The 18509-nt window shown below is 64.0% G+C and carries 18 protein-coding genes; 9 read left to right on the forward strand and 9 right to left on the reverse strand.

Features of this window, described 5'->3' with window-relative positions; genetic code table 11:
• Positions 1-383 precede the first annotated feature (383 nt).
• The gene (locus ACSFDB_RS06910) at positions 384-908 is read left to right on the forward strand and encodes a winged helix-turn-helix domain-containing protein (protein WP_440764083.1); all 525 of its coding nucleotides are present in this window, start codon (positions 384-386) and stop codon (positions 906-908) included.
• A 58-nt stretch (positions 909-966) separates the two neighbouring features.
• Here the strand turns inward: ACSFDB_RS06910 and ACSFDB_RS06915 are convergent, their stop codons facing one another.
• From ACSFDB_RS06915 to ACSFDB_RS06925, 3 genes are all read right to left on the reverse strand, one after another.
• On the reverse strand, positions 967-1449 hold the full coding sequence (locus ACSFDB_RS06915; protein WP_440770289.1) for a PaaI family thioesterase: 483 nt from the start codon (positions 1447-1449) through the stop codon (positions 967-969).
• Positions 1450-3390, reverse strand: coding sequence for a 3-hydroxyacyl-CoA dehydrogenase/enoyl-CoA hydratase family protein (locus ACSFDB_RS06920; RefSeq protein ID WP_440771086.1), 1941 nt, complete (start codon positions 3388-3390; stop codon positions 1450-1452).
• Positions 3391-4025: 635 nt separating this feature from the next.
• Positions 4026-5087 carry a phosphotransferase family protein gene (locus ACSFDB_RS06925; RefSeq protein ID WP_440770290.1) on the reverse strand — a complete coding sequence of 354 codons (1062 nt, stop codon included), beginning with the start codon at positions 5085-5087 and terminating at the stop codon, positions 4026-4028.
• A 519-nt stretch (positions 5088-5606) separates the two neighbouring features.
• Here ACSFDB_RS06925 and ACSFDB_RS06930 point away from each other — a divergent pair.
• Both ACSFDB_RS06930 and ACSFDB_RS06935 read left to right on the forward strand, forming a co-directional pair.
• A complete protein-coding gene (locus tag ACSFDB_RS06930; protein WP_440771087.1) occupies positions 5607-6905 on the forward strand; it encodes an MFS transporter in 1299 nt (432 codons plus the stop codon).
• 86 nt (positions 6906-6991) lie between these two features.
• Positions 6992-7852: a M14 family metallopeptidase gene (locus tag ACSFDB_RS06935; protein WP_440770291.1), complete on the forward strand. Its 861-nt coding sequence runs from the start codon at positions 6992-6994 to the stop codon at positions 7850-7852.
• Between the two features lie 84 nt (positions 7853-7936).
• On the opposite strand, the gene ACSFDB_RS06940 is transcribed toward ACSFDB_RS06935, so the two are convergent.
• From ACSFDB_RS06940 to ACSFDB_RS06950, 3 genes are all read right to left on the reverse strand, one after another.
• Positions 7937-8569, reverse strand: coding sequence for a TetR/AcrR family transcriptional regulator (locus tag ACSFDB_RS06940; protein ID WP_440770292.1), 633 nt, complete (start codon positions 8567-8569; stop codon positions 7937-7939).
• Positions 8570-8657: 88 nt separating this feature from the next.
• The gene (locus ACSFDB_RS06945; RefSeq protein ID WP_440770293.1) at positions 8658-9413 is read right to left on the reverse strand and encodes an HAD family hydrolase; all 756 of its coding nucleotides are present in this window, start codon (positions 9411-9413) and stop codon (positions 8658-8660) included.
• Positions 9410-10627: a lactate 2-monooxygenase gene (locus ACSFDB_RS06950; protein ID WP_440770294.1), complete on the reverse strand. Its 1218-nt coding sequence runs from the start codon at positions 10625-10627 to the stop codon at positions 9410-9412. The genes ACSFDB_RS06945 and ACSFDB_RS06950 overlap by 4 nt, the downstream gene beginning before the upstream one ends.
• Positions 10628-10821: 194 nt before the next feature.
• Between ACSFDB_RS06950 and ACSFDB_RS06955 the strand changes: the two genes are divergently transcribed.
• The 4 genes from ACSFDB_RS06955 (at position 10822) to ACSFDB_RS06970 (ending at position 13601) form a co-directional block, all read left to right on the forward strand.
• Positions 10822-11598 (forward strand): SDR family NAD(P)-dependent oxidoreductase, encoded by a 777-nt coding sequence (locus tag ACSFDB_RS06955; protein ID WP_440770295.1) that lies wholly within the window; start codon positions 10822-10824, stop codon positions 11596-11598.
• 123 nt (positions 11599-11721) lie between these two features.
• Positions 11722-12003: an AbrB/MazE/SpoVT family DNA-binding domain-containing protein gene (locus ACSFDB_RS06960; RefSeq protein WP_440770296.1), complete on the forward strand. Its 282-nt coding sequence runs from the start codon at positions 11722-11724 to the stop codon at positions 12001-12003.
• Positions 12000-12476 (forward strand): PIN domain-containing protein, encoded by a 477-nt coding sequence (locus tag ACSFDB_RS06965; RefSeq protein ID WP_440770297.1) that lies wholly within the window; start codon positions 12000-12002, stop codon positions 12474-12476. Before ACSFDB_RS06960 ends, ACSFDB_RS06965 begins: the two co-directional genes overlap by 4 nt.
• 120 nt (positions 12477-12596) lie before the next feature.
• On the forward strand, positions 12597-13601 hold the full coding sequence (locus tag ACSFDB_RS06970; protein WP_440770298.1) for a TIGR04024 family LLM class F420-dependent oxidoreductase: 1005 nt from the start codon (positions 12597-12599) through the stop codon (positions 13599-13601).
• Between the two features lie 317 nt (positions 13602-13918).
• On the opposite strand, the gene ACSFDB_RS06975 is transcribed toward ACSFDB_RS06970, so the two are convergent.
• Positions 13919-14227, reverse strand: a complete 309-nt coding sequence (locus ACSFDB_RS06975) for a hypothetical protein (protein ID WP_440770299.1) — start codon at positions 14225-14227, stop codon at positions 13919-13921.
• 195 nt (positions 14228-14422) lie between these two features.
• On the opposite strand from ACSFDB_RS06975, the gene ACSFDB_RS06980 reads away from it, so the two are divergent.
• Both ACSFDB_RS06980 and ACSFDB_RS06985 read left to right on the forward strand, forming a co-directional pair.
• Positions 14423-15076 (forward strand): ribonuclease HI family protein, encoded by a 654-nt coding sequence (locus tag ACSFDB_RS06980; protein ID WP_440770300.1) that lies wholly within the window; start codon positions 14423-14425, stop codon positions 15074-15076.
• Between the two features lie 336 nt (positions 15077-15412).
• A complete protein-coding gene (locus ACSFDB_RS06985) occupies positions 15413-16399 on the forward strand; it encodes an AIR synthase family protein (protein WP_440770301.1) in 987 nt (328 codons plus the stop codon).
• 193 nt (positions 16400-16592) lie between these two features.
• Here ACSFDB_RS06985 and ACSFDB_RS06990 read toward each other — a convergent pair whose 3' ends face one another.
• Together ACSFDB_RS06990 and ACSFDB_RS06995 are read right to left on the reverse strand one after the other, a co-directional pair.
• On the reverse strand, positions 16593-17435 hold the full coding sequence (locus ACSFDB_RS06990; protein ID WP_440771088.1) for a phosphatase PAP2 family protein: 843 nt from the start codon (positions 17433-17435) through the stop codon (positions 16593-16595).
• A 125-nt stretch (positions 17436-17560) separates the two neighbouring features.
• Positions 17561-18472 (reverse strand): type IV pilin N-terminal domain-containing protein, encoded by a 912-nt coding sequence (locus ACSFDB_RS06995; protein WP_440770302.1) that lies wholly within the window; start codon positions 18470-18472, stop codon positions 17561-17563.
• Positions 18473-18509: the final 37 nt, after the last annotated feature.

Raw genomic sequence — 18509 nt, forward strand, 5'->3', positions numbered from 1 at the left:
ATAATGGGTATTAGTATACATTCGTCCAACATAACCCCATTTACTCACCTGTGTCGGAAAACCATCCTACTGTATGGTCACGGACGCTTCGAGCACATGGTACCATAGAAGTCGAGAGGCGGGAAACTGACCGTACTCTTAGTATATGGGTTACCACCCAATGCAAGAACATATAGCTATTCGGGAATGTTCTACGAGAGTGTGGTAGCGGAGGGTCCGATGTACACCTCGAAACCCATCCAAAACAACTTTACAATGGAAATCCAATCGGGGATGTGACACGGATAGAACCACGACCGGGACCGGCCGCCTGCGGCGATCGGTTCTCAGACGGTCTGGATTGAACGACTGCACACTCAGAGATCACAGATGGAGACGATAGCATGACCGACGACGAATCGCCGAACTGGGACTTTAAAGACCGCGATATCGCCATTTTGTGTGAGCTCTCGGACGATCCACAGCTCTCCTCGCGGGAGCTGACGAGCGTGCTCAAATCCGAGTACGACATCGACGTCTCACACGTTACCGTTAGCGAATCGATCCGCCGAATGCGCGACGAAGGCGTCTTTCGCGAGGCGATTATCCCCAACGAAGAGTACTATACCTTCGCGCTGTTCGAGTTCAAGTTCAACACCGAACACTTCGCCGACAGCTGGCGAGACGCGATGACACACATCAAAGAAGACAAACACACCCTGTTTTTCTTCCTCTCGGACGGCGAGTATCAGTGGAAAACCGTCATGATGTTCCGCGGCTCCGAACAGATTTCGAAGTGGATCCACAACTGCTACAAGGAACACGGCGACGTGATCGCGAACATCCGAAACTCGTCGGTCCACAACGTGTTGAAGTTCCGGACGGATCCGCGAATCTACGAGGGCCTACGGGAAGAACAGTCCGAATAGGACGCCCCGTCACGCTCGAGCATCGTCCCCGAAAGGAAACGCCCGGGATCCGAGTCGGCTACGTCTCGTTCTCGTCCACGTCTCTGTCCCGAAACAGTCGATACGTGGTCCGACCGACGGCCGCCTCGCCGTCGGCGCCGGTGACGGAGACCTCGGTGACACCGGTCGTCCCGCCGGCCCGCACTACGGACGCTTCGGCGCGGAGATTACCCGTCGCCGGGCGGAGGTACGAGACGTTCAGATCGGTCGTCGTCAGGCGTGCTTGACTCGGCTTCTCGAAGGTCGTCCGCAGCGCGAACGCGCTGGCGGTATCGATCAGGGTCGCGACGATGCCGCCGTGGACCGGATTGTAGCCGTCGTTTCCGACCGGATTCTCGAACTCCTCGTCGTGGTCGATGGTCAGGACGGCCGTCCCGTCCTCGAGTTGGTCGACGCTGATGTCGAGCCACGACAGATAGCCGTGGCGCTCGACGAACGATGCCCACTCGGGCCAGTCGGTCGACGGCTCCGATTTCGGCTCCGATTCGGGTTCCGGCGACATTTATTCGCCTTCGAACTCGGGCTCGCGATCCTCGGCGAAGGCCATGGTGCCCTCGAGCACGTCGTCCGTGCTGGTCAGGAGCCCGAAGCCCTGGCTCTCCATGGTCAGGGCGGCTTCGAGGCTCGCGTCTTCGCCCTCGTTCATGACCTTCTTGGCGACCTCGAGGCCGATCGGCGGGCCGTTGCGGAGGTCGTCGACGAACTCGTCGACGGTCTCGTCGAACTTCTCGCGGTCGACGGATCGGTTGATCAGGCCCCAGTCTTCGGCGCGGTCGGCGTCGATGTGCTCGCCGCGGAAGACCATCTCTTTCGCGCGAGTCTCGCCGAGGACGCGGAGGAGTCGCTGAGTACCGCCGCCGCCGGGGATCAGGCCGAGATTGATCTCTGGAGCGCCGAACTCCGAGCGCTCGGTCGCGAGCCGCAGATCGCAGGCCAGTGCGAGCTCGAGTCCGGCACCGAGACAGTAGCCGTCGACCTTCGCGACAACGGGCCGTGGGAAGTCGTTGACCGTCTCGAAGGCCGGCGTGACGTCCATCAAGTCGGTCGGTTCGACGCCGCTAAAGCCGGAGATATCCGCACCGGCGCTGAACGCGCGGTCGCCCGCACCCTCGATTACCGCACACCGAACCTCGTCGGTGTCGACCGACGAGAACAGGTCGTCTATCTCCTCGAGCAGGTCGCCCGAGAGGGCGTTCATGCGAGACGGCCGGTCGAGTTCGACTCGCAGCACGCCGTCCTCGAGGGTGGCGTTGAGATCGTGATAGGAGTCGAGTCCACCGTCGTCGCCGTCATACTCGTAGAAGCCTTCGCCGGCCTCCTCGACGAGTTCCGTGAGGTAGGGGTGTGGCTCGAAGCGGTCGGAGCCGGTCTCCTCGTACAGCGTCTCGAGTTTCTCGAGAACTCTGTCGAGACCGATTTTGTCGGCCCGGCGGCAGATGCCCTCGGGGAAGCCGAGTCCGAGCTGGACGCCCGTATCGACCTCTTCGGGTGTGGCGACGCCCTCACCGACGAGGAACGCGGCGCGGTTGATCATGCGAGCCTCGACGCGCAGCCAGTCGAAGTCGTCGACGTCGTCGGGCTGGTAGTCGGCGCCGTCGCCGTCCTCGTAGTCATAAAAGCCTTTGCCGGTCTTCTGGCCGAGCTCCTCGGCTTCGACCTTCTCCTCCGTGATCGGCGGGATCGGGCTGCCGCCCTCCTTGCGGACGTGGTAGCCGACGTCGATGCCGGTGAGGTCGGCGAGTTCGAACGGCCCCATCGGGTAGCCCCGCTCGTGGGCCATCGTGGCGTCGGCCTCCCGGATCGTCGCCTCGCCCTCCGAGACCATGAACGCGGGTTCGCCGCCGAAGGGGCCGACGATGGTGTTGACGACGAAGCCGCGGACGTCCTTGCGGACGTAGATCGGCGTCTTGTCGATCGACTCGACCCACTCGTAGCCGGCTTCGGCCGCCTCGTCGCTGGTGTCTTGGCCGTAGATGACCTCGACTAAGTCCATCTTGACCGGCGGGTTGAAGAAGTGCAGGCCGAGCACGCGCTCGGGCGTGTCGACGGCCTCCGCGATGTCCGAGATCGGGAGACTCGAGGTGTTCGTCGCGAGCAGCGTCTCCTCGTCGCAGTACGCCTCGAGGTCGCTGAAGATGTCGTGTTTCAGGTCGAGGTTCTCCGGCGCGGCCTCGATGACGAGGTCGGCGTCGGAAACGGCCGCCTCGAGGTCGGTCGTCGTCTCGATCCGGGAGAGGACCTCGTCGGCCGTCTCGTCGATCAGGTCCTTCTCCTCGAGTTTCTCTAAGCTCCAGGCGATCGACTCGTAGCCGTCCTCGACGAACTCGTCTTTGATGTCGCGCATCGTGACGTCGTAGCCGGCCATCGCGGTCACTTCGGTAATCCCGTGCCCCATGTTGCCCGCGCCCAGCACGGCGACGCGGTCGATGCTGTCCAGTGACATGGTCGTGTGGTCTACCGGGATCATCTTAATACCACCGACAGCGAATTAGCAATGTTAAGCACGTTGTTTCCGGTTGTTCCGCTCGTACGTCTCCTCGGGTTTTCGGTGAACTTCGGTAATGATGACTCGAGTTTATTCCCCGATATCGTAACGGATGCTGATCAGGATGAGCGGACTCTGGTAGGATGAAACGAACGATATCGATTCCTGGGCAGATCGAATACTGAAAAACCGCTCTGCGGTGGCACGCGCTGTCGGCTGCCGAACGAAAGTGAGGTTGGCCGACGATCTCGCGTGAGGGATGAGCGAGTGAACGGGTAGGACGACCCGTAAGCGAGCGAGTCGGCTGGGGAGGACGTGGAAGTCCCCGTTGCCATGGTCGCAAAACGTATCTGAGACTTCGAGTACTCCAGCAAGAGCCGCTATGATTGAGGGGACAGGAACAGCTAATTCGAACTCGAGCTGGCCACTAGGGATTGCCACGCCCTCCCCAACCGATTCGCTCACTTCGTTCGCTCATCCCTCGCGATTCGAACCGCGACGGGGTCGCGGTTCAGCGCGCCAACAGCGTTCGCTGCGTTCGCTCGAGTAGCGTCGGCCGTATAACGAATGCCGGGTATTCGCTCGAAAGCCCGTTACAGCGGCTCGTCGCCGTCGATGATCCGCTTCGCGCGATCGGCCAGCGCCGGCACGCGCTCCTCCATTTTCGGATACATCGGGTTGTCGCTGTTGCCCTCGAGATACCGTCGGAAGAACATCTCGCCGAGACCCGCCAGCTTGTAGACGGCGAGCGTGCGGTAGAACCGCTCGTGCTCAAACTCGAGTCCGGTGAGGTCCTCCCAGCGCTCAACGAGCTCGGCTCGGCTGGAGTACCCCTCTTGCTCCATAAAGCGCGTGGTGAGTTCGGGGATCGACGGCTCGGGGTCCTTCGCGTCGCGCCAGTAGGAGAGCATCCAGCCCAGGTCGGCGCGCGGGTCGCCGAGGGTGGACATCTCCCAGTCGAAGACGGCGATCAGTTCCGGCGGCGTGCCCGGCGCGAACATGACGTTGTCGAGCTTGTAGTCGCCGTGGACGAGCGTGTGTGGATGCTCTTCGGGTACGTTGTCCCGGAGCCAGTCACCGACCTCGTGGAGGACGGGAACTTCCCGCTCGTCTTCGGTGACCTCGAACGCCCACGAGAGCTGTTTACCCCAGCGGTCGACCTGCCGTTGCGTGTAGCCGGCGGGCCGGCCGAACTCGCCGAGACCGATCTCCTCGTAGTCGAGTCGGTGGATCTTCGCCAGCGTGTCGACGAGTTCCTCGCCGATTCGCTCGCGCTGTTCGGGCGCGGCGAACCGCTCCGGTTCGTCCTCCCGAAGCACGTCGCCCTCGAGTCGATCCATCACGTAAAAGTCGCTGCCGATAATGTCGTGATCCTCGCAGGCGAGCACCGGAGTTGGGACGGGAACGTCGGTGTCTGCGACCGCGTTCATGACGCTGTACTCCCGGATGACGTCGTGGGCCGTGTCGGCGGTCTCGCCCGGCGGCGGCCGGCGGATGACCAGTTCGCGGTCACCCCACGTGACGAACAGCGTTTCGTTCGAATGCCCTTCCTGGTGCCGCTCGACGTCGTAGTCGTCCGCCTCGCCGAGGTGCTCCTCGAGGTGCGCGGCGAGCGCGTCCTCGTCGACGAGACGTTCGTAGTAGTTATCGCTCATAGTGGCTGGTGAACTCCGTCCGATCGGACGACTGTGGTGTCGTCTCTCGAACGCTGGTTCGTACTGATGGTGTACGGTACCATTACTTCTCTGCTTAACGAAAGTAGTTTTGGGTGTAATTTAGTCTAACATCGTTGGGACGTTAGCTGGTGACAATTTTCTCACACGAGTTGTCTCTATCGTACTACTGCTTCGACCGTCTGCGTGTGGATCACGACACGTTGGGTACGCGCGTTCAGCCTGGCTTCAGCGACGGTCCGCAGTTGAGGCACTGACAGCTTCGACCGGTCGGTCGAACGAGTGATCAGTGAGTGCGCTGCACACGACCATCGTCATCCCAAACCCTTTTGAGCGGAACTGACTAACTGGTTAGTCAAGTGACGAAGAAACGCAGCGACGGCCCCAGCAACTCGAGGCCGACCGATCGTCGAGGTCTCGCTGATCGAGCGAACGAAACCGACGGGCGCGGGTCGTAGCGCCGTGGGCTCGAAAAACCCCATTCGGCGACTGCGAGACGCCGTGAGCGGCGCGGAGACGAGTCACTCCGTCGTAATCGGCGCGGTTATCCTCAGTACGTTCTTCGTCGGCTTCGGCGGCGGCGTGATCTTCCCGATTCTGCCGAACCTCGGCATCGTCCTCGGCATCTCGCCGTTTCTCGTCGGACTCATCCTCAGCGCGAACCGGTTCTCTCGGCTGTTCGCGAACGCGCCGGCCGGCGTGCTCGTCGACCGCGTCGGTACGCGCAAACCGTTCGTCGCCGGGATGATCGTCCAGTCCGTCGCGACGTTCGGCTACGTCGTCGCCATGATTTCGGCACGGCCCGAACTATGGTTCCTCCCGGATATTCCCGCGGCGTGGTTCCTCGGCTCGAGGATCATCTGGGGCGTCGGCAGCGCGGCCGTCTTCGCGACCGCGTACACGATCGCGTCCGACGTCAGCGACGGAAGTTCGCGGGGCGCGAACATGGGACTCATCCGCGGCGGCGTCCTCTTCGGATTTCCGTGCGGCGTCGTCATCGGCGGGCTCATCAGCGAGCTCTCGGGGACGGTCTCGGCGTTCGTCGTCGCGACGCTGTTCGCCGTCCTCGCGAGCGTGATCGCCTACGCGACGATCCCCGAGACTCACATCGAGGGCGACGAACATCGCTCGGTCTCGCCGTGGGACGTCGATACGAGCGTTCCGGCGCTGACCGTTGGACTGGTGAACTTCGCGGTGCTGTTCGCCTACATCGGCGCGCTGTTCGCGACGCTGGTGCTCTTTCTCGACCGGAACGATCTCAGCGTCTTCGGCTTCGACGCGCAGGCGTCGTCGGGGATCTTCATGGCCGTCACGGTCGTCGCCGCCGGCGTCTTCATGTTCCTCGGCGGCTACGTCAGCGACCGGACGGAGTCGCGGATTCCGACGCTGCTGGTGTTCCTCGCCACGTCATTCATCGGCTTCATCATGCTCGCGATGGCCGACTCGGTCGTTACGCTCACGGTTGCGTGTCTGCTGATCGGCGCCGGTCAGGGCGGGACGAGCGGTCCGCTGATGGCGCTGCTCGCCGACCTCACCCCCGACGAGCGGATGGGGCGTGCGGTCGGGACGAACAACGTCCTCGGGGACATCGGCGGCGGACTCGGCCCGATCGTCTCCCTCCCGCTCGTCGATCTCTTCGGCTTCTGGCCGATTTACGTGGCCTGTGCGGTACTCCCCGTCGTCGCCGGCGCAATCTTGCTCGGCGGCGTCTACCGGGAGACCGGCCGATTCCTCCCGAACCTGCAAGCGCTCGAGGAGTCGGCGCGCGCGTCGAGTCGAACGTCGGAACACGCCGATTGAACGGCCGTCGAAGCAGTATTCAATTCTTCGACAGACGCAAGCACCGGCGTCTTTACCGACTGTCGACTACAGTAGTTGACACTAGAATGAGTACAACAGACGAGGATTTCGGTCCGCTCGACGTGACCCTTCGGGGACCGGGAGAGCCCGAGGTCGTCGTCGTCGCCGGCGTCCACGGTGACGAGATGAGCGGTATCCGCGCGGTGCGACGCCTGCGCGAGGCCGACCTCGACCTCCAGCGCGGCGTCGCGTTCGTCCTCGCTAATCCGGCCGCCATCGAAGCCGGCGAACGCTACCTCGACTCGGACCTCAACCGCGTGTTTCCCGGCGATCCGGACGGCGATCGAGAGGAACGCATCGCCGCCCGTCTCTGCGAGCTGGTCGAGGGCCGCACGTCGCTCTCGCTGCACGGTACCGAGGCCGGGCCCACGCCGTTCGCGCTGATACACAGCGCCCAGGAGCGCGAGTTCGAACTGGCCTCGGAGCTCCCGGTTCCGCACGTCGTCGATCACTGGGGGGTGAACGAGCACACGATCACGACGTGCGGCTTCACCGTCGAGATCGAACTCGCCGCGGAGAACTCCGAGGAGACGGCCGATTCGGCCGAGTATCAGGCTCGCGCGTTCCTCCAGCGTGTGGACGCGCTCCCCGGTGACCCACCGGAGGCCGATCCGGACTTCTTCCACATGGGCGAGCCCGTTCCGAAACCCGACGGAGAGTCGTACGAGGTACACGTCGAGAACTTCGAACGCGTTCCCGAGGGCACCGTCTACGCGACCGTCGACGGGGAGGAGCTGACCGCCGACGAGCCGTTCTGGCCGATCATCATGTCCGCCGACGGCGCGGACGATATCTTCGGCTATCGGGGACACAAGATCGGCGAGTCACTCGAGGACGTCACGGAGAACTGGATCGGTGAGGACCGAGACCCGCGGGAGTCCGAGTAGCGCCGGCGAATCGACACAATCCGACTCGGCGGAGCGTACTGAGCCATGGATCGGCGTACAGCACGCCAAACCGTCCACTGTTCCTCAGTGGGCTTCGTCGGTCGAATCAGGGCGATAGAGCCACTCCCGGAGGATCGCCCGAAGGCTCGCTCGAGTGATCTCCGCGACGTCGTCGCGCTCGAGGGTCACCTGATAGATCCGCGAGCCGTTGATGCTCGCCAGCAGCAGCGTCGCGACCTGCTCCGGATCGACGTCGCGGAAGACGCCCTGTTCGATCCCCTCCTCGACGATCGCAATTACGGTCGCCTCGACGGTCTCGTAGTTGCGGCTCAACTGCCGGCAGAACTCGTCGTTGTGCGGGGCCTCCGTGCGCACCTCGAGCATCGCGGTCGTCAGTTCCCAGTGGTCGAACGTTCCGCGTTCGGGCGGGCCGAACAGCAGCGTGTCGATCAGGGCCTCGAGGCGCTCGTCGGGGTCGCCGCGGCCCTCGACGGCGATGTTCTGCTCGAACGCCGAGAGCAGATACTCGAGGAACGCGACCAGCAGGGCCTCCTTGGTGTCGTAGTGGTAGTGGAGGACACCTTTCGTCTTGTCGAACTCGTCGGCGATCGCCTGCATCGTTAGGTTCGCGTAGCCGTGTTTGCAGAGCGCACGGTACGTGGCTTGCATGATCGCCTCCTCGGTGTCGACGGGCTCGCCGTCGGCGTTGGCCCCCATATTATCTCTTCCGTCGCAAAATATCCAAAAAAGGGTTTGGGTATCGGTCGCCGCCGCCTCGAGTCGAATCCCGCTCCGAGTCCGCCCCTCAGCTATTCGGCTGCTCGCGTTCGACGATCTCGAGCACCTCCTCGGGCGACTCGATCCGATACGCCACGGCAGGGCCGTCATCGGCGCCGAAGGCGACGCCGTGAATGCCCATCTCGTCGGCGCCTTTCACGTCGTGGTCGTAGCGGTCGCCGATCATCAGCGACCGCTCGGGCGCGGCGTCGGCCTTTGCGAGCGCGGTCTCGAACATCGCGTGATCGGGTTTCGTCCGCCCTACCTCCTCGGAGGTGGTGATCGAGTCGAACTGTTCGCGGACGCCGAAGCGCTCGAGCATCTCCTTGCCCGCGTCGTCGTCCACGTCGCTCACGACGCCGACGTGGATATCGCGCCGAGCGAGTTCCTCAATCGTCTCGACCGCGCCCGGAATCGGTTCGATCGACGACTCGACGTGTCGCTCGAAATCTGGGACCCACCGCTCGCGCGGGAGGTCCTCGCCGACGAGCGCCTCGACACCCACCGCGTAGGCCTCGCGGGCCGACTGGAACTCGGTGCCCTCGCGCTCGCGAAAGTGGGTTCCGACGGCCGTTCGCCACGTATCGACGGCTTCCTCGACTGACAGCTCGAGGTCGTGGTCCTCGACCAACTCTTCGACGAAGGCGGCGTGGGCGGCCTGGACGGACTCGAGTTCGAGAATGACGCCGCCGATGTCCCAGAAGACGGCGTCCCACGCCGCGGTGTCGGTCGCGTCGGCCTCGCCGCCACTTCCTCCGTCGCTCTCTCGGTCGTCGCCGCTCACCGGTCTGCCCTCCGTACGTTCGACCGATCGACCTCGTCGATGCTCGCACAGCCCGAGAGCCCGACCGTCAGGTCGACGTCGGCGAGCAGGTTCTCGAGGACCGCCCGAACGCCGTCCTCGCCGCCGATTCCCAGTCCCAGGGCGTACGGGCGTCCCAGCAACACCGCATCGGCACCGAGTGCGACGGCGCGGAAGACGTCGCTCCCGCGGCGGATTCCGCTGTCGAAGAGGACCGGGACGTCCTCGTCTTCGTCGGTCGCGTCGTCGACGGCGTCGACCACGTCCGGCAGCGCCTCGAGCGCGGGGAGCGCGCCGTCGACCTGTCGGCCGCCGTGATTCGAGACGATCAGGCCGTCGACGCCGCGCTCGACCGCCTCGCGGGCGTCGTCGGGGTGGAGGATCCCTTTGACGAGGACCGGGAGGTCCGTCTGCTCGTCCAGCCACTCGAGGTCGTCCCAGGTGAGCGAGGCGTCGCCGAAACACTCGCTCCAGGATTCGATCGACGCCTCGGGGTCGGCCCACGGATCGTCGCCCTCAAGTCGGTCGCAGAAGGCCGGATCCTCGAAGTAGTTCTTGAGGCCCTGGCCCTGCAGGAAGGGAAGATAGCCGAGTTCGATGTCGCGCTCGCGCCACCCCATCTTCGGCGTGTCGAGGGTGACGACGACGGCCTCGTAGCCGGCGTCTTCGGCGCGCTCGAGGAAGCTGGCCGCGACATCCCGATCGGAACTCCAGTAGAGCTGGAACCAGCCGGGGTCCTCGCCCAGCTCCTCGGCGACCTCCTCGAAGGTGTAGGAGGAGACCGAACTGAGGATCATCGGAATCCCGAACTCGCTCGCCGCGCGGGCGACGGCGAGTTCGGCCTCGCCGTGGAGAATGCCCTGAACGCCGATCGGCGCGAGCATGACCGGGGCCGGATACTCGCGGCCGAAGAGTTCGATCGAGAGGTCGCGACTCGAGACGTCCCGCATCATCCGGGGAACGATCTGCCAGTCGTCGAACGCCCGGTCGTTGGCTCGCACCGTCGACTCCGAGCCGGCCCCGCCGGCGACGTAGGCGAACGCCTCGTCGCTCAGTTTCTCGCGGGCGCGCTCGACCAGCTCCTCGTAGGCGACCGGAAACTCGGGGGGTTGCCCCTCGAGCATGCCCTTTCGATACACGTCCTGCTGTCGCTTCGGTCCGTACTGTGGGGTGTCTTCTGGAGTGTCGTCTGTCATGGATGCTCCGGCGACGGGCAATCCGTGCCGATAGTCGATGTGAGCCCGTCGCTGTCCGTGTATCTGTGCCAGCGGTTGCCACTCACTTAATCCTACGCTCTTCGGTACCGACGCCCATCTTTATTAACAGTGTCTTCATATGTCCGGATGGATCTAACAATGGTAACCCACCACCGGTTCGCAGGTGACCGCGTATGAGCACCGATCAGTTCAGCGTCGACGGCGACGTCGCCATTATCACCGGCTCCTCGAGCGGAATTGGCCGCGGCATCGCCGAACGCTTCGCCGCCGACGGCGTCGACGTCGTCGTCTGCTCGCGCGAACAGGAGAACGTCGACCCCGTTGCGGAGGAGATCAACGCGAGCGACAGCCCCGGCGAGGCGCTGGCGATCGAGTGCGACGTGACCGAACGCGAGGCCGTCGAGGCGCTCGTCGAGGCCACCGTCGAGGAGTTCGGCGGTCTGGACGTGCTGGTCAACAACGCCGGCGCGTCGTTCATGGCGGACTTCGACGACGTCTCGGAGAACGGCTGGAAGACCATCGTCGACATCAATCTCCACGGCACGTACAACTGCACGCACGCTGCCGCTGAGCACCTCAAAGACGGCGGCGGCACCGTCGTCAACTTCGCGAGCGTCGCCGGCCAGCACGGCTCGCCGCTGATGAGCCCCTACGGGGCCTCCAAGGCGGGCGTCATCAACCTCACCACGACGCTCTCCTACGAGTGGGCCCACGAGGGCGTCCGCGTCAACTGTATCGCCCCCGGCTTCGTCGCCACGCCCGGCGTCGAGAGCCAGATGGGCGTCTCCGCAGACAACATCGATCGCGAAGAAGTCGCTCGCCGAATCGGCACCGTCGAAGAGATCGCCGACGTGACGCAGTTCCTCACCAGTCCCGCCTCGTCGTACGTCGTCGGCGAGACGATCACCGTCCAGGGCGTCCCGCAGATCAGCGAAGAGCGAGACGTATAGCACGGTACGTTTCCGTTCGGTCGATTACCTTTCCGTCTCGATCGTAGGTTCCCGTCGATGAAACAGCCGTACGACAGCGTGGGTAATACTCATAAGGTATTACTCCGTAGTTCAACGTAAGAGATGCCACGCGTGACTACTAAGGGTCAGGTCACGATTCCGAAGGAGATTCGAGACACGCTCGGAATCGAACCCGGCGACGAGGTCACCTTCGAGGAGACCGACTCCGGCTACGAGATACGAAAGGAAGAACCGACTACAGCAGACGGGGACGACCCCTTCGAAAAGTATCGTGGAAGCGCCGACAGCGACGAAACGATGCCCGAACGAATGCGTCGGCTTCGCGGTGAGTACCCCCGCAACGAAAGCGACGAAAACGGCGAGGAATCGGGGATCGAAGCGTGACGACGGCAGTCGATACGAACGCCCTTCTCGCACTCTTATACGAAGACGACTATGCCGACGCCAGCGAGGCGGCGCTTCGGAGCGCCTATCGAGAGGGACGAGTCGTTATCACGTCGGTCGTGTACGCCGAACTCGCGGCGGATGGCCACTTCGACAGCGCTTCGGACCTGAATCGTTTCCTCGAGGATCTCAGTATCCAACTCGTCGAGCCGTCACGAGAAGCCTTGATTCGAGCGGGTGAACGATTTCAGCGATACGCAGACCGGCGACCGGACGGGCTGCAGTGCCCAGCCTGCGGAGCGAAGCAGACGGTCCGCTGTGAGGAATGCAGTGAGGATCTCGCCCCACGTCAGCATATCGCTGCGGACTTCGTCATCGGTGGTCACGCGACCGTCGACACCGATGGACTGGTTAGCTTCGATACGGCGTTCTACGACACGTACTTTCCGTCGGTGACCGTCTACCCGGAGTGATTCCCGCTCTCGACGTGTACATCGGGTCGTTTGATGTCTCGTAGTGAGACGAAACAACGCTCGTTCCGTCGCCACCGGTTCCCATACACCCAAAAGGCCGCGTTTCGTCTATGAAAGACGATGACAGACAGAGACGTTCACCTCCCGGTCGCGGCCCAACCGACCGTCGATTCGATCGTCGACTACACCACGCTGGCGGAGGAGGGTGGCTACGACTGCGCCTGGCTCCCCGAGACGTGGGGCCGAGACGGCGTGGTCGTCCTGACCGCGATGGCCGAACGGACCGAGTCGATCGATATCGGCTCGAGCATCCTCAACACCTACTCGCGCTCGCCGGCCCTGCTAGGCCAGACGGCGGCAACGATGCAGGAGGTCTCCGACGGTCGGTTCCGCCTCGGCCTCGGCCCGAGCGGCCCCGTCGTGATCGAGAACTGGCACGGGATGGAGTACGGCAACCCGCTCCGGCGAACCCGCGAAACCGTCGAGATCGTCCGCGAGGTGCTCTCCGGAGAGCCGGTCAACTACGACGGCGATGACTTTCAGCTCTCGGGCTTCCGGCTGCGCTGTGACGCGCCGGAGCCGTCCCCGCCGATCGAGGTCACCGGGATGGGACCGAAGGCCGTCGAACTCGCCGGTCGCTTCGCCGACGGCTGGCACGGCATCATGCTTACGCCCGACGGAATGGCCGACCGACTCGAGGACATCGAGCGCGGTGCGGAACTCGGGGACCGAGATCCCGACGACGTTCACGTCACGACCGGCGTCACCTGCTGTGCCCTCGAGGACGCCGACCGGGCGCGCGAACTCACGCGCCAGCACATCGGCTTCTACATCGGCGGCATGGGCACGTTCTACCGCGACGCCTTAGAGCGCCAGGGCTACGAGGAGGCTCCCGAGATCCACGACGCGTGGCAGGACGGCGATCGCGAGCGCGCGCTCGAACTGGTCGACGAGAGCATCCTCGACGATCTCTGTGCGTTCGGGACGCCCGAAGAGACGCGAGAGCAACTCGAGGCCTACGAGGCCGTCGAGGGGCTCGATTCGATCGCGATCAGTTTCCCGCGCGGGGCTGACGAAGACACAGTCAAGCAGACGATGGAAGCCGTCGCACCCGACGCGTCCTGACGCCGGAATCGGCAGTCCACCCGCGACGGGCTCGGCCGCGTCGACACGTACGCAGCGGTTCTCGCCGTCGTCGTGAACACGACTCGAGGCGGTGTGTAACGGCTAATTTGAATACGATACCTCTCCGTAGCCGGTAACACGGGTTCGATAGTCGACGACCGAACTGACTCTCGCGTTCACTCGAGGGGGCTCATTGGAGAGTAGCCGATTTGTTTGGGCTGATAGATATTCGAACGAGTGTACTGAACACTGGGCACAGATACGGTATAGACTGAGACGAGATCCGCGAGAATTAGTGATCCGCCAGTACAGGAGTCTCATTCCGCACACACATTGTCCTTCTTGGCGTTCTTCAAATTAGTATAGAGGTGAAAAATCCAGTAGGCGGCAGAACTTGCAACCACCAATCCAACGAAACCAAGCAGAGTATCCACGAGACCACTTCCTACAAAAAGAACACCAACTGCGAAATAGAGTCCAGCGAGGCCCGCTATCGTGAGTAGTGCGACAAGAATTCGGTGGATGGAAGAAAGAGGGGTTCCCGTCTCAGCAGTGCTTTCAGGCATCTGTAAAATCCCTAACTCGAGAGTGTAAAAGTACTCTGGTGTCGTGAGCAGATAGTTCATCACTTTCGGCGCGAAACAAATGGGTCGTTGTGCTACACTACTGCTCTATATCCAGCATCCTTTTCTTAACACTACCTGAAGGGATTATCCCGCTCGACCCCCGATATCCGATATGCAGTGGTGCGACAAGCCGACGAGATCACCCGGGAACGAGAGTGTGAGTTCCTGGAATCGAAACTCAAGGGGAGAAGTGACGTGACTAACGATCCGCTCCCGGCCGAACACCGCTCGCCGCTGGCTACACTCGTAGACGAGGTGCTCGCGGGCGTCGGCTACGAGGTAGCGGCCGCCACCGACGCCGTCGACGACGCCGTCCCCGGCTACGGCGGTCTGTTCGACCCCGATACTACCTCAGCCGAACTGCGTCGCGCACTCGAGAGCCTCCTCGAGTCTGGACTCACGCGGCCACCCATCCCCGAGCCGACGAGCGACGCGTTTGTCCTCTACGTCGACGGCAGTTCACGCGGGAACCCCGGCCCCGCAGGGGCGGGCGCTGTCATCGTCGACGCTTCGGGGGACCAACTCGCCCGCCTCGGCCGACCTGTCGGCTCCCGAACGGGGAACAACACCGCCGAGTACGTCGCCCTCCAGCTCGGGCTCGCCGAGCTGTTGGCGCGCTACGAGCCACGCAGGGTGGAGGTCCGCATCGATTCGATGACGGTCATCCGAGACGTCTGGGGTGGCGACGATCCGACGGAACCGGGCGTCGAGAGGTATAGCGAGGCCGTGACGACGGCGCTCTCGAGCATCCCGGTCCACCGGTACACGCATCTGGCCGACAGCGACCCGAACCCCGCCGACGCACTGGCGACGGTGGGTGCCGATATGGCGACCTTCGGACCCGGATAGGTGGTGAACGCGGTATTGGCTTATTGAACGCTCGAGTATAGACGACGGGAACTGAAGACGAGTGTTCTGCTCTCGCTGGCAGCGGTGATTGCCACGTCCTCCCCAGCCGATTCGGTCGCTCGCAAACTCGCTCCCTCATCCCTCGTGCGAATTCGAGCCGTGGTTCACTCATCGTTCACCACGGCTCAGCGCACGCCACCGCACGTGGGTTGATCGGTCCGAAGTGGTAACGCCTCCGCCTCTACCGAACGAAGAATCGACGCATCGCCATCGCGATAATCAAACCGACGCCGACGGCCCGACAGCTACAAACCGCAGATCCTCCCAGTTCGTGGTATGCCCGGCAAGGTGAGTCCGGACGACCTGCTCGCACACGTCTTCGGCCGCACGGGAACGGCGGCCGACGACGACACGGTCCTGCAGGGACCGGCGGACGGCGAGGACGCCGCCGCGATCGCACTCTCCGAGGGAGACGAGACGCTCGTCGTCAGCTCCGACCCGATCTCGCTCGCGGCGGAGGGGGTCGGCACGCTGGCCGTCCCCGTCGCCTGCAACGACGTCGCGGCCTCCGGCGCCGATCCGCGCTGGCTGACCGCCGTGATCATGCTCCCCGACGAGGAGACCGATCTCGAGGCGATCACGCGCGATCTCGACGCCACCGCGCGCGACATCGGTGCGTCGATCGTCGGCGGCCACTCGGAGTACGTCGACCAACTCGAGCGGCCGATCCTCTCGCTGACGGCGATGGGGACGGCCAAGACGTTCGTTCCGACGGGCGGGGCCGAACCCGGCGACAGCGTTCTTCTGACGAAGGCTGCAGGGATCGAGGGAACAGCTATTCTCGCGGCCGATTTCGGCGACGAACTCGGGGTCGACGAGGAGACCTGCGAGCGCGCCCGGACGTTCGTCGAGGAGATCAGCGTCGCCCCCGACGCTCGCGCGATCCGGACCTTCGCGACCGCGATGCACGATCCGACGGAGGGCGGCGTCGCGGCCGGCGCACTCGAGATCGCCCGGGCCTCGGGCGTCCGACTCGAGATCGATCGCGAGGCCGTTCCGGTTCGTGACGAGACGAGACGGCTGTGCGAGGCGGCCGACGTCGATCCGCTCCGGATCTTCGGCTCCGGGGCACTGCTCGCGACCGTTCCGAGCGACGCGGTCGACGACTGCCTCGAGGCGCTCGCGGACGCGGGGCTCGAGGGGGCCGAGATCGGGACGATCCGCGAAGGGACGTTCGAACTCGTTCTCGACGGAGCGTCGATCACGGAGCCGGTCGAGGACGACCTCTACCCCCTCTGGGCGGAAGCCGATAGCGAAGACTGACCGGTGTGACGTTGAGGACGAACGAGCGAAACTGATGGGGGTGTGGTCACTCCGAGGTACCGGCCCCCCGTCGGTCCGATACCCGTTCATCGATCGACGAACAGCGTGTTCGTCGCGGCCGGTGTTACAAGTATCCCGCTTCCCGCCTCGAGCGCGTCCGAAACGTCGTCCGCGGCGTCAATCCGAGGCAGTCTCACGAATCCGTCCTTGGAGACCCGAGGATCGTACCTCCGACTCGGTCGACGAGCGCAGGGGCGAACACGATCCACGCCACGAGCACCGCGTAGAGGGCGACGAGGAGTGGCGTGACGTCGACGATCGTTTCGACGATCCGAAGGGCGACGATAACCGTGATACCGACGGCGACGAGTACGGCCCCCTCGAGTCGGGACCGAAGCCGCGGCAGCCGATCGATCCAGCCCGTGGTGAGTAGCCCGCCGATGGCTGCGCCGAGCGCGAGGATCGCGTACGCGGCTGCGCCGGTGACGTAGACGGCAGGAATCGCGAGGGCGAGGGCGACCGCAAAGCCGATCGTCGGCATGCCGCGGCAGACACGGCTCATCGTGGTAACGAAAGCGACGCCGAGTATCGCGCCGACGACCACGTCGCCGAGGTAGTGGACGCCGAGGACGACTCGCGAGAGCGAGACGGCGACGACGAGCGCTCCGGCACTCAAAAGTGCGATCGGATCTCGCAGTCGGTCGTACGCCGAGACGAGTCCGCCGTAGACGACGACCGACGCGAAGGCGTGACCGCTCGGGAAGCCGTAGCCCTCGACGTCGATCGACGTGAGATAGACCGATTCCGGCGGCCGCGGGAGTCCGAGCAGCGTCTCGAGGGCCAGCATAAAGCCGAGTCCGGCGACGCCGTAGCTGATCACGAGCGCGCTCCGGCGGCGGCTGCCACACCAGAACAGGACCGCGAGGAGCACCAGCAGCGTCGTCGGACTGCCGAGTTCGGTGACGGCGACGACGATATCGGCGTACTCGGCCGAAATCGCGTCGCGGATGACCGCACTCTCCTCCTCGAGTCGCATCACACGCTGTGACTGGTTCGTTGACGCACATAATTCTGGCTGTCCGTCGACTCTCGCGGTCGGTTCGCGGGTGAACGAAGGACGACAGCGTTCGAGTCGGCGGCCTGCAGCGACCCGGCACGCGATTATCGAACGATCGTCGTCGAGAATAGCTGTACGTCGTCACTGCCATCGTCGTAGCGTATTTCGAACTCGGCGTCGTCGGGGACGTCTTCGATCCTCACCCTCTCGCCGACACCGACCGTGTCGCTCTCGAAGGGGTCCTCGATCCGCTCGCCGTCGACCACGATAGCGAGATGCGCCGTCTCGAGGTCGTCGCCGCTCGTGTGGACGACGGTGACGGTCCGGTCGTCCGTCGATCCGGAATCGACTTCGAACGTCGCCTGCGGCGTCGTCTCCGGTTGGTGCTTCGCGATAGCCACACCGGTCGTCTCCGCGTCGTCGGCTTCGGGTGCTTCGAAATCGCCGTCGACGATCCCAGTGACGGTGGCAGCATCCGGAGGTGTCAGAGAGAGATGGGAGACGCCGTGTTGCAGTTCGTCGAAGCTGACGTGCCGGCCGTCGACCACGCTGTTACCGTCGGAAAACGCTGCGTACCAGTCGGCGTACTCGACGAACGTCGCGTTCGCGAACACGTGATACGTGAACTCGTCGTCGTCGAATGCCGGTGCGATAAACGCCGCCATCGTCTCCGATGAGAGATCGCGACCGATCCGGAGTTCGTCGTCCGTCGGAACCTGGTCTTCGACGATGGCCTCGAGCACGAACTCCACATCCGGCTCGGCGTACTCGAGCCGGCCTGCGTCTTCGTCGACGGTCACGTCGTCGTCGACGAACGCGGGATAGTCGACTTCGCCGTCGGTCGTGACGGCGTCGGCTAGCGGGCCCGATTCGCCATCGTTCGCTTCGGAGTCGTCGTCGGTCGACTCGTCGTCCGACCCGTCACTCGGTCCAGTAACGTCGCCGAGACAGCCGGCAAGTAGACCCGACAACGCACACCCAGTTGCGACGACGGTTCGCCTCGAGAAACTGGTCATTGTTCGGGGTGTACGGTACCGCACACAAATACATTCC

The organism is Natronorubrum amylolyticum (genome assembly GCF_052040145.1).
Taxonomy (GTDB): Archaea; Halobacteriota; Halobacteria; order Halobacteriales; family Natrialbaceae; genus Natronorubrum.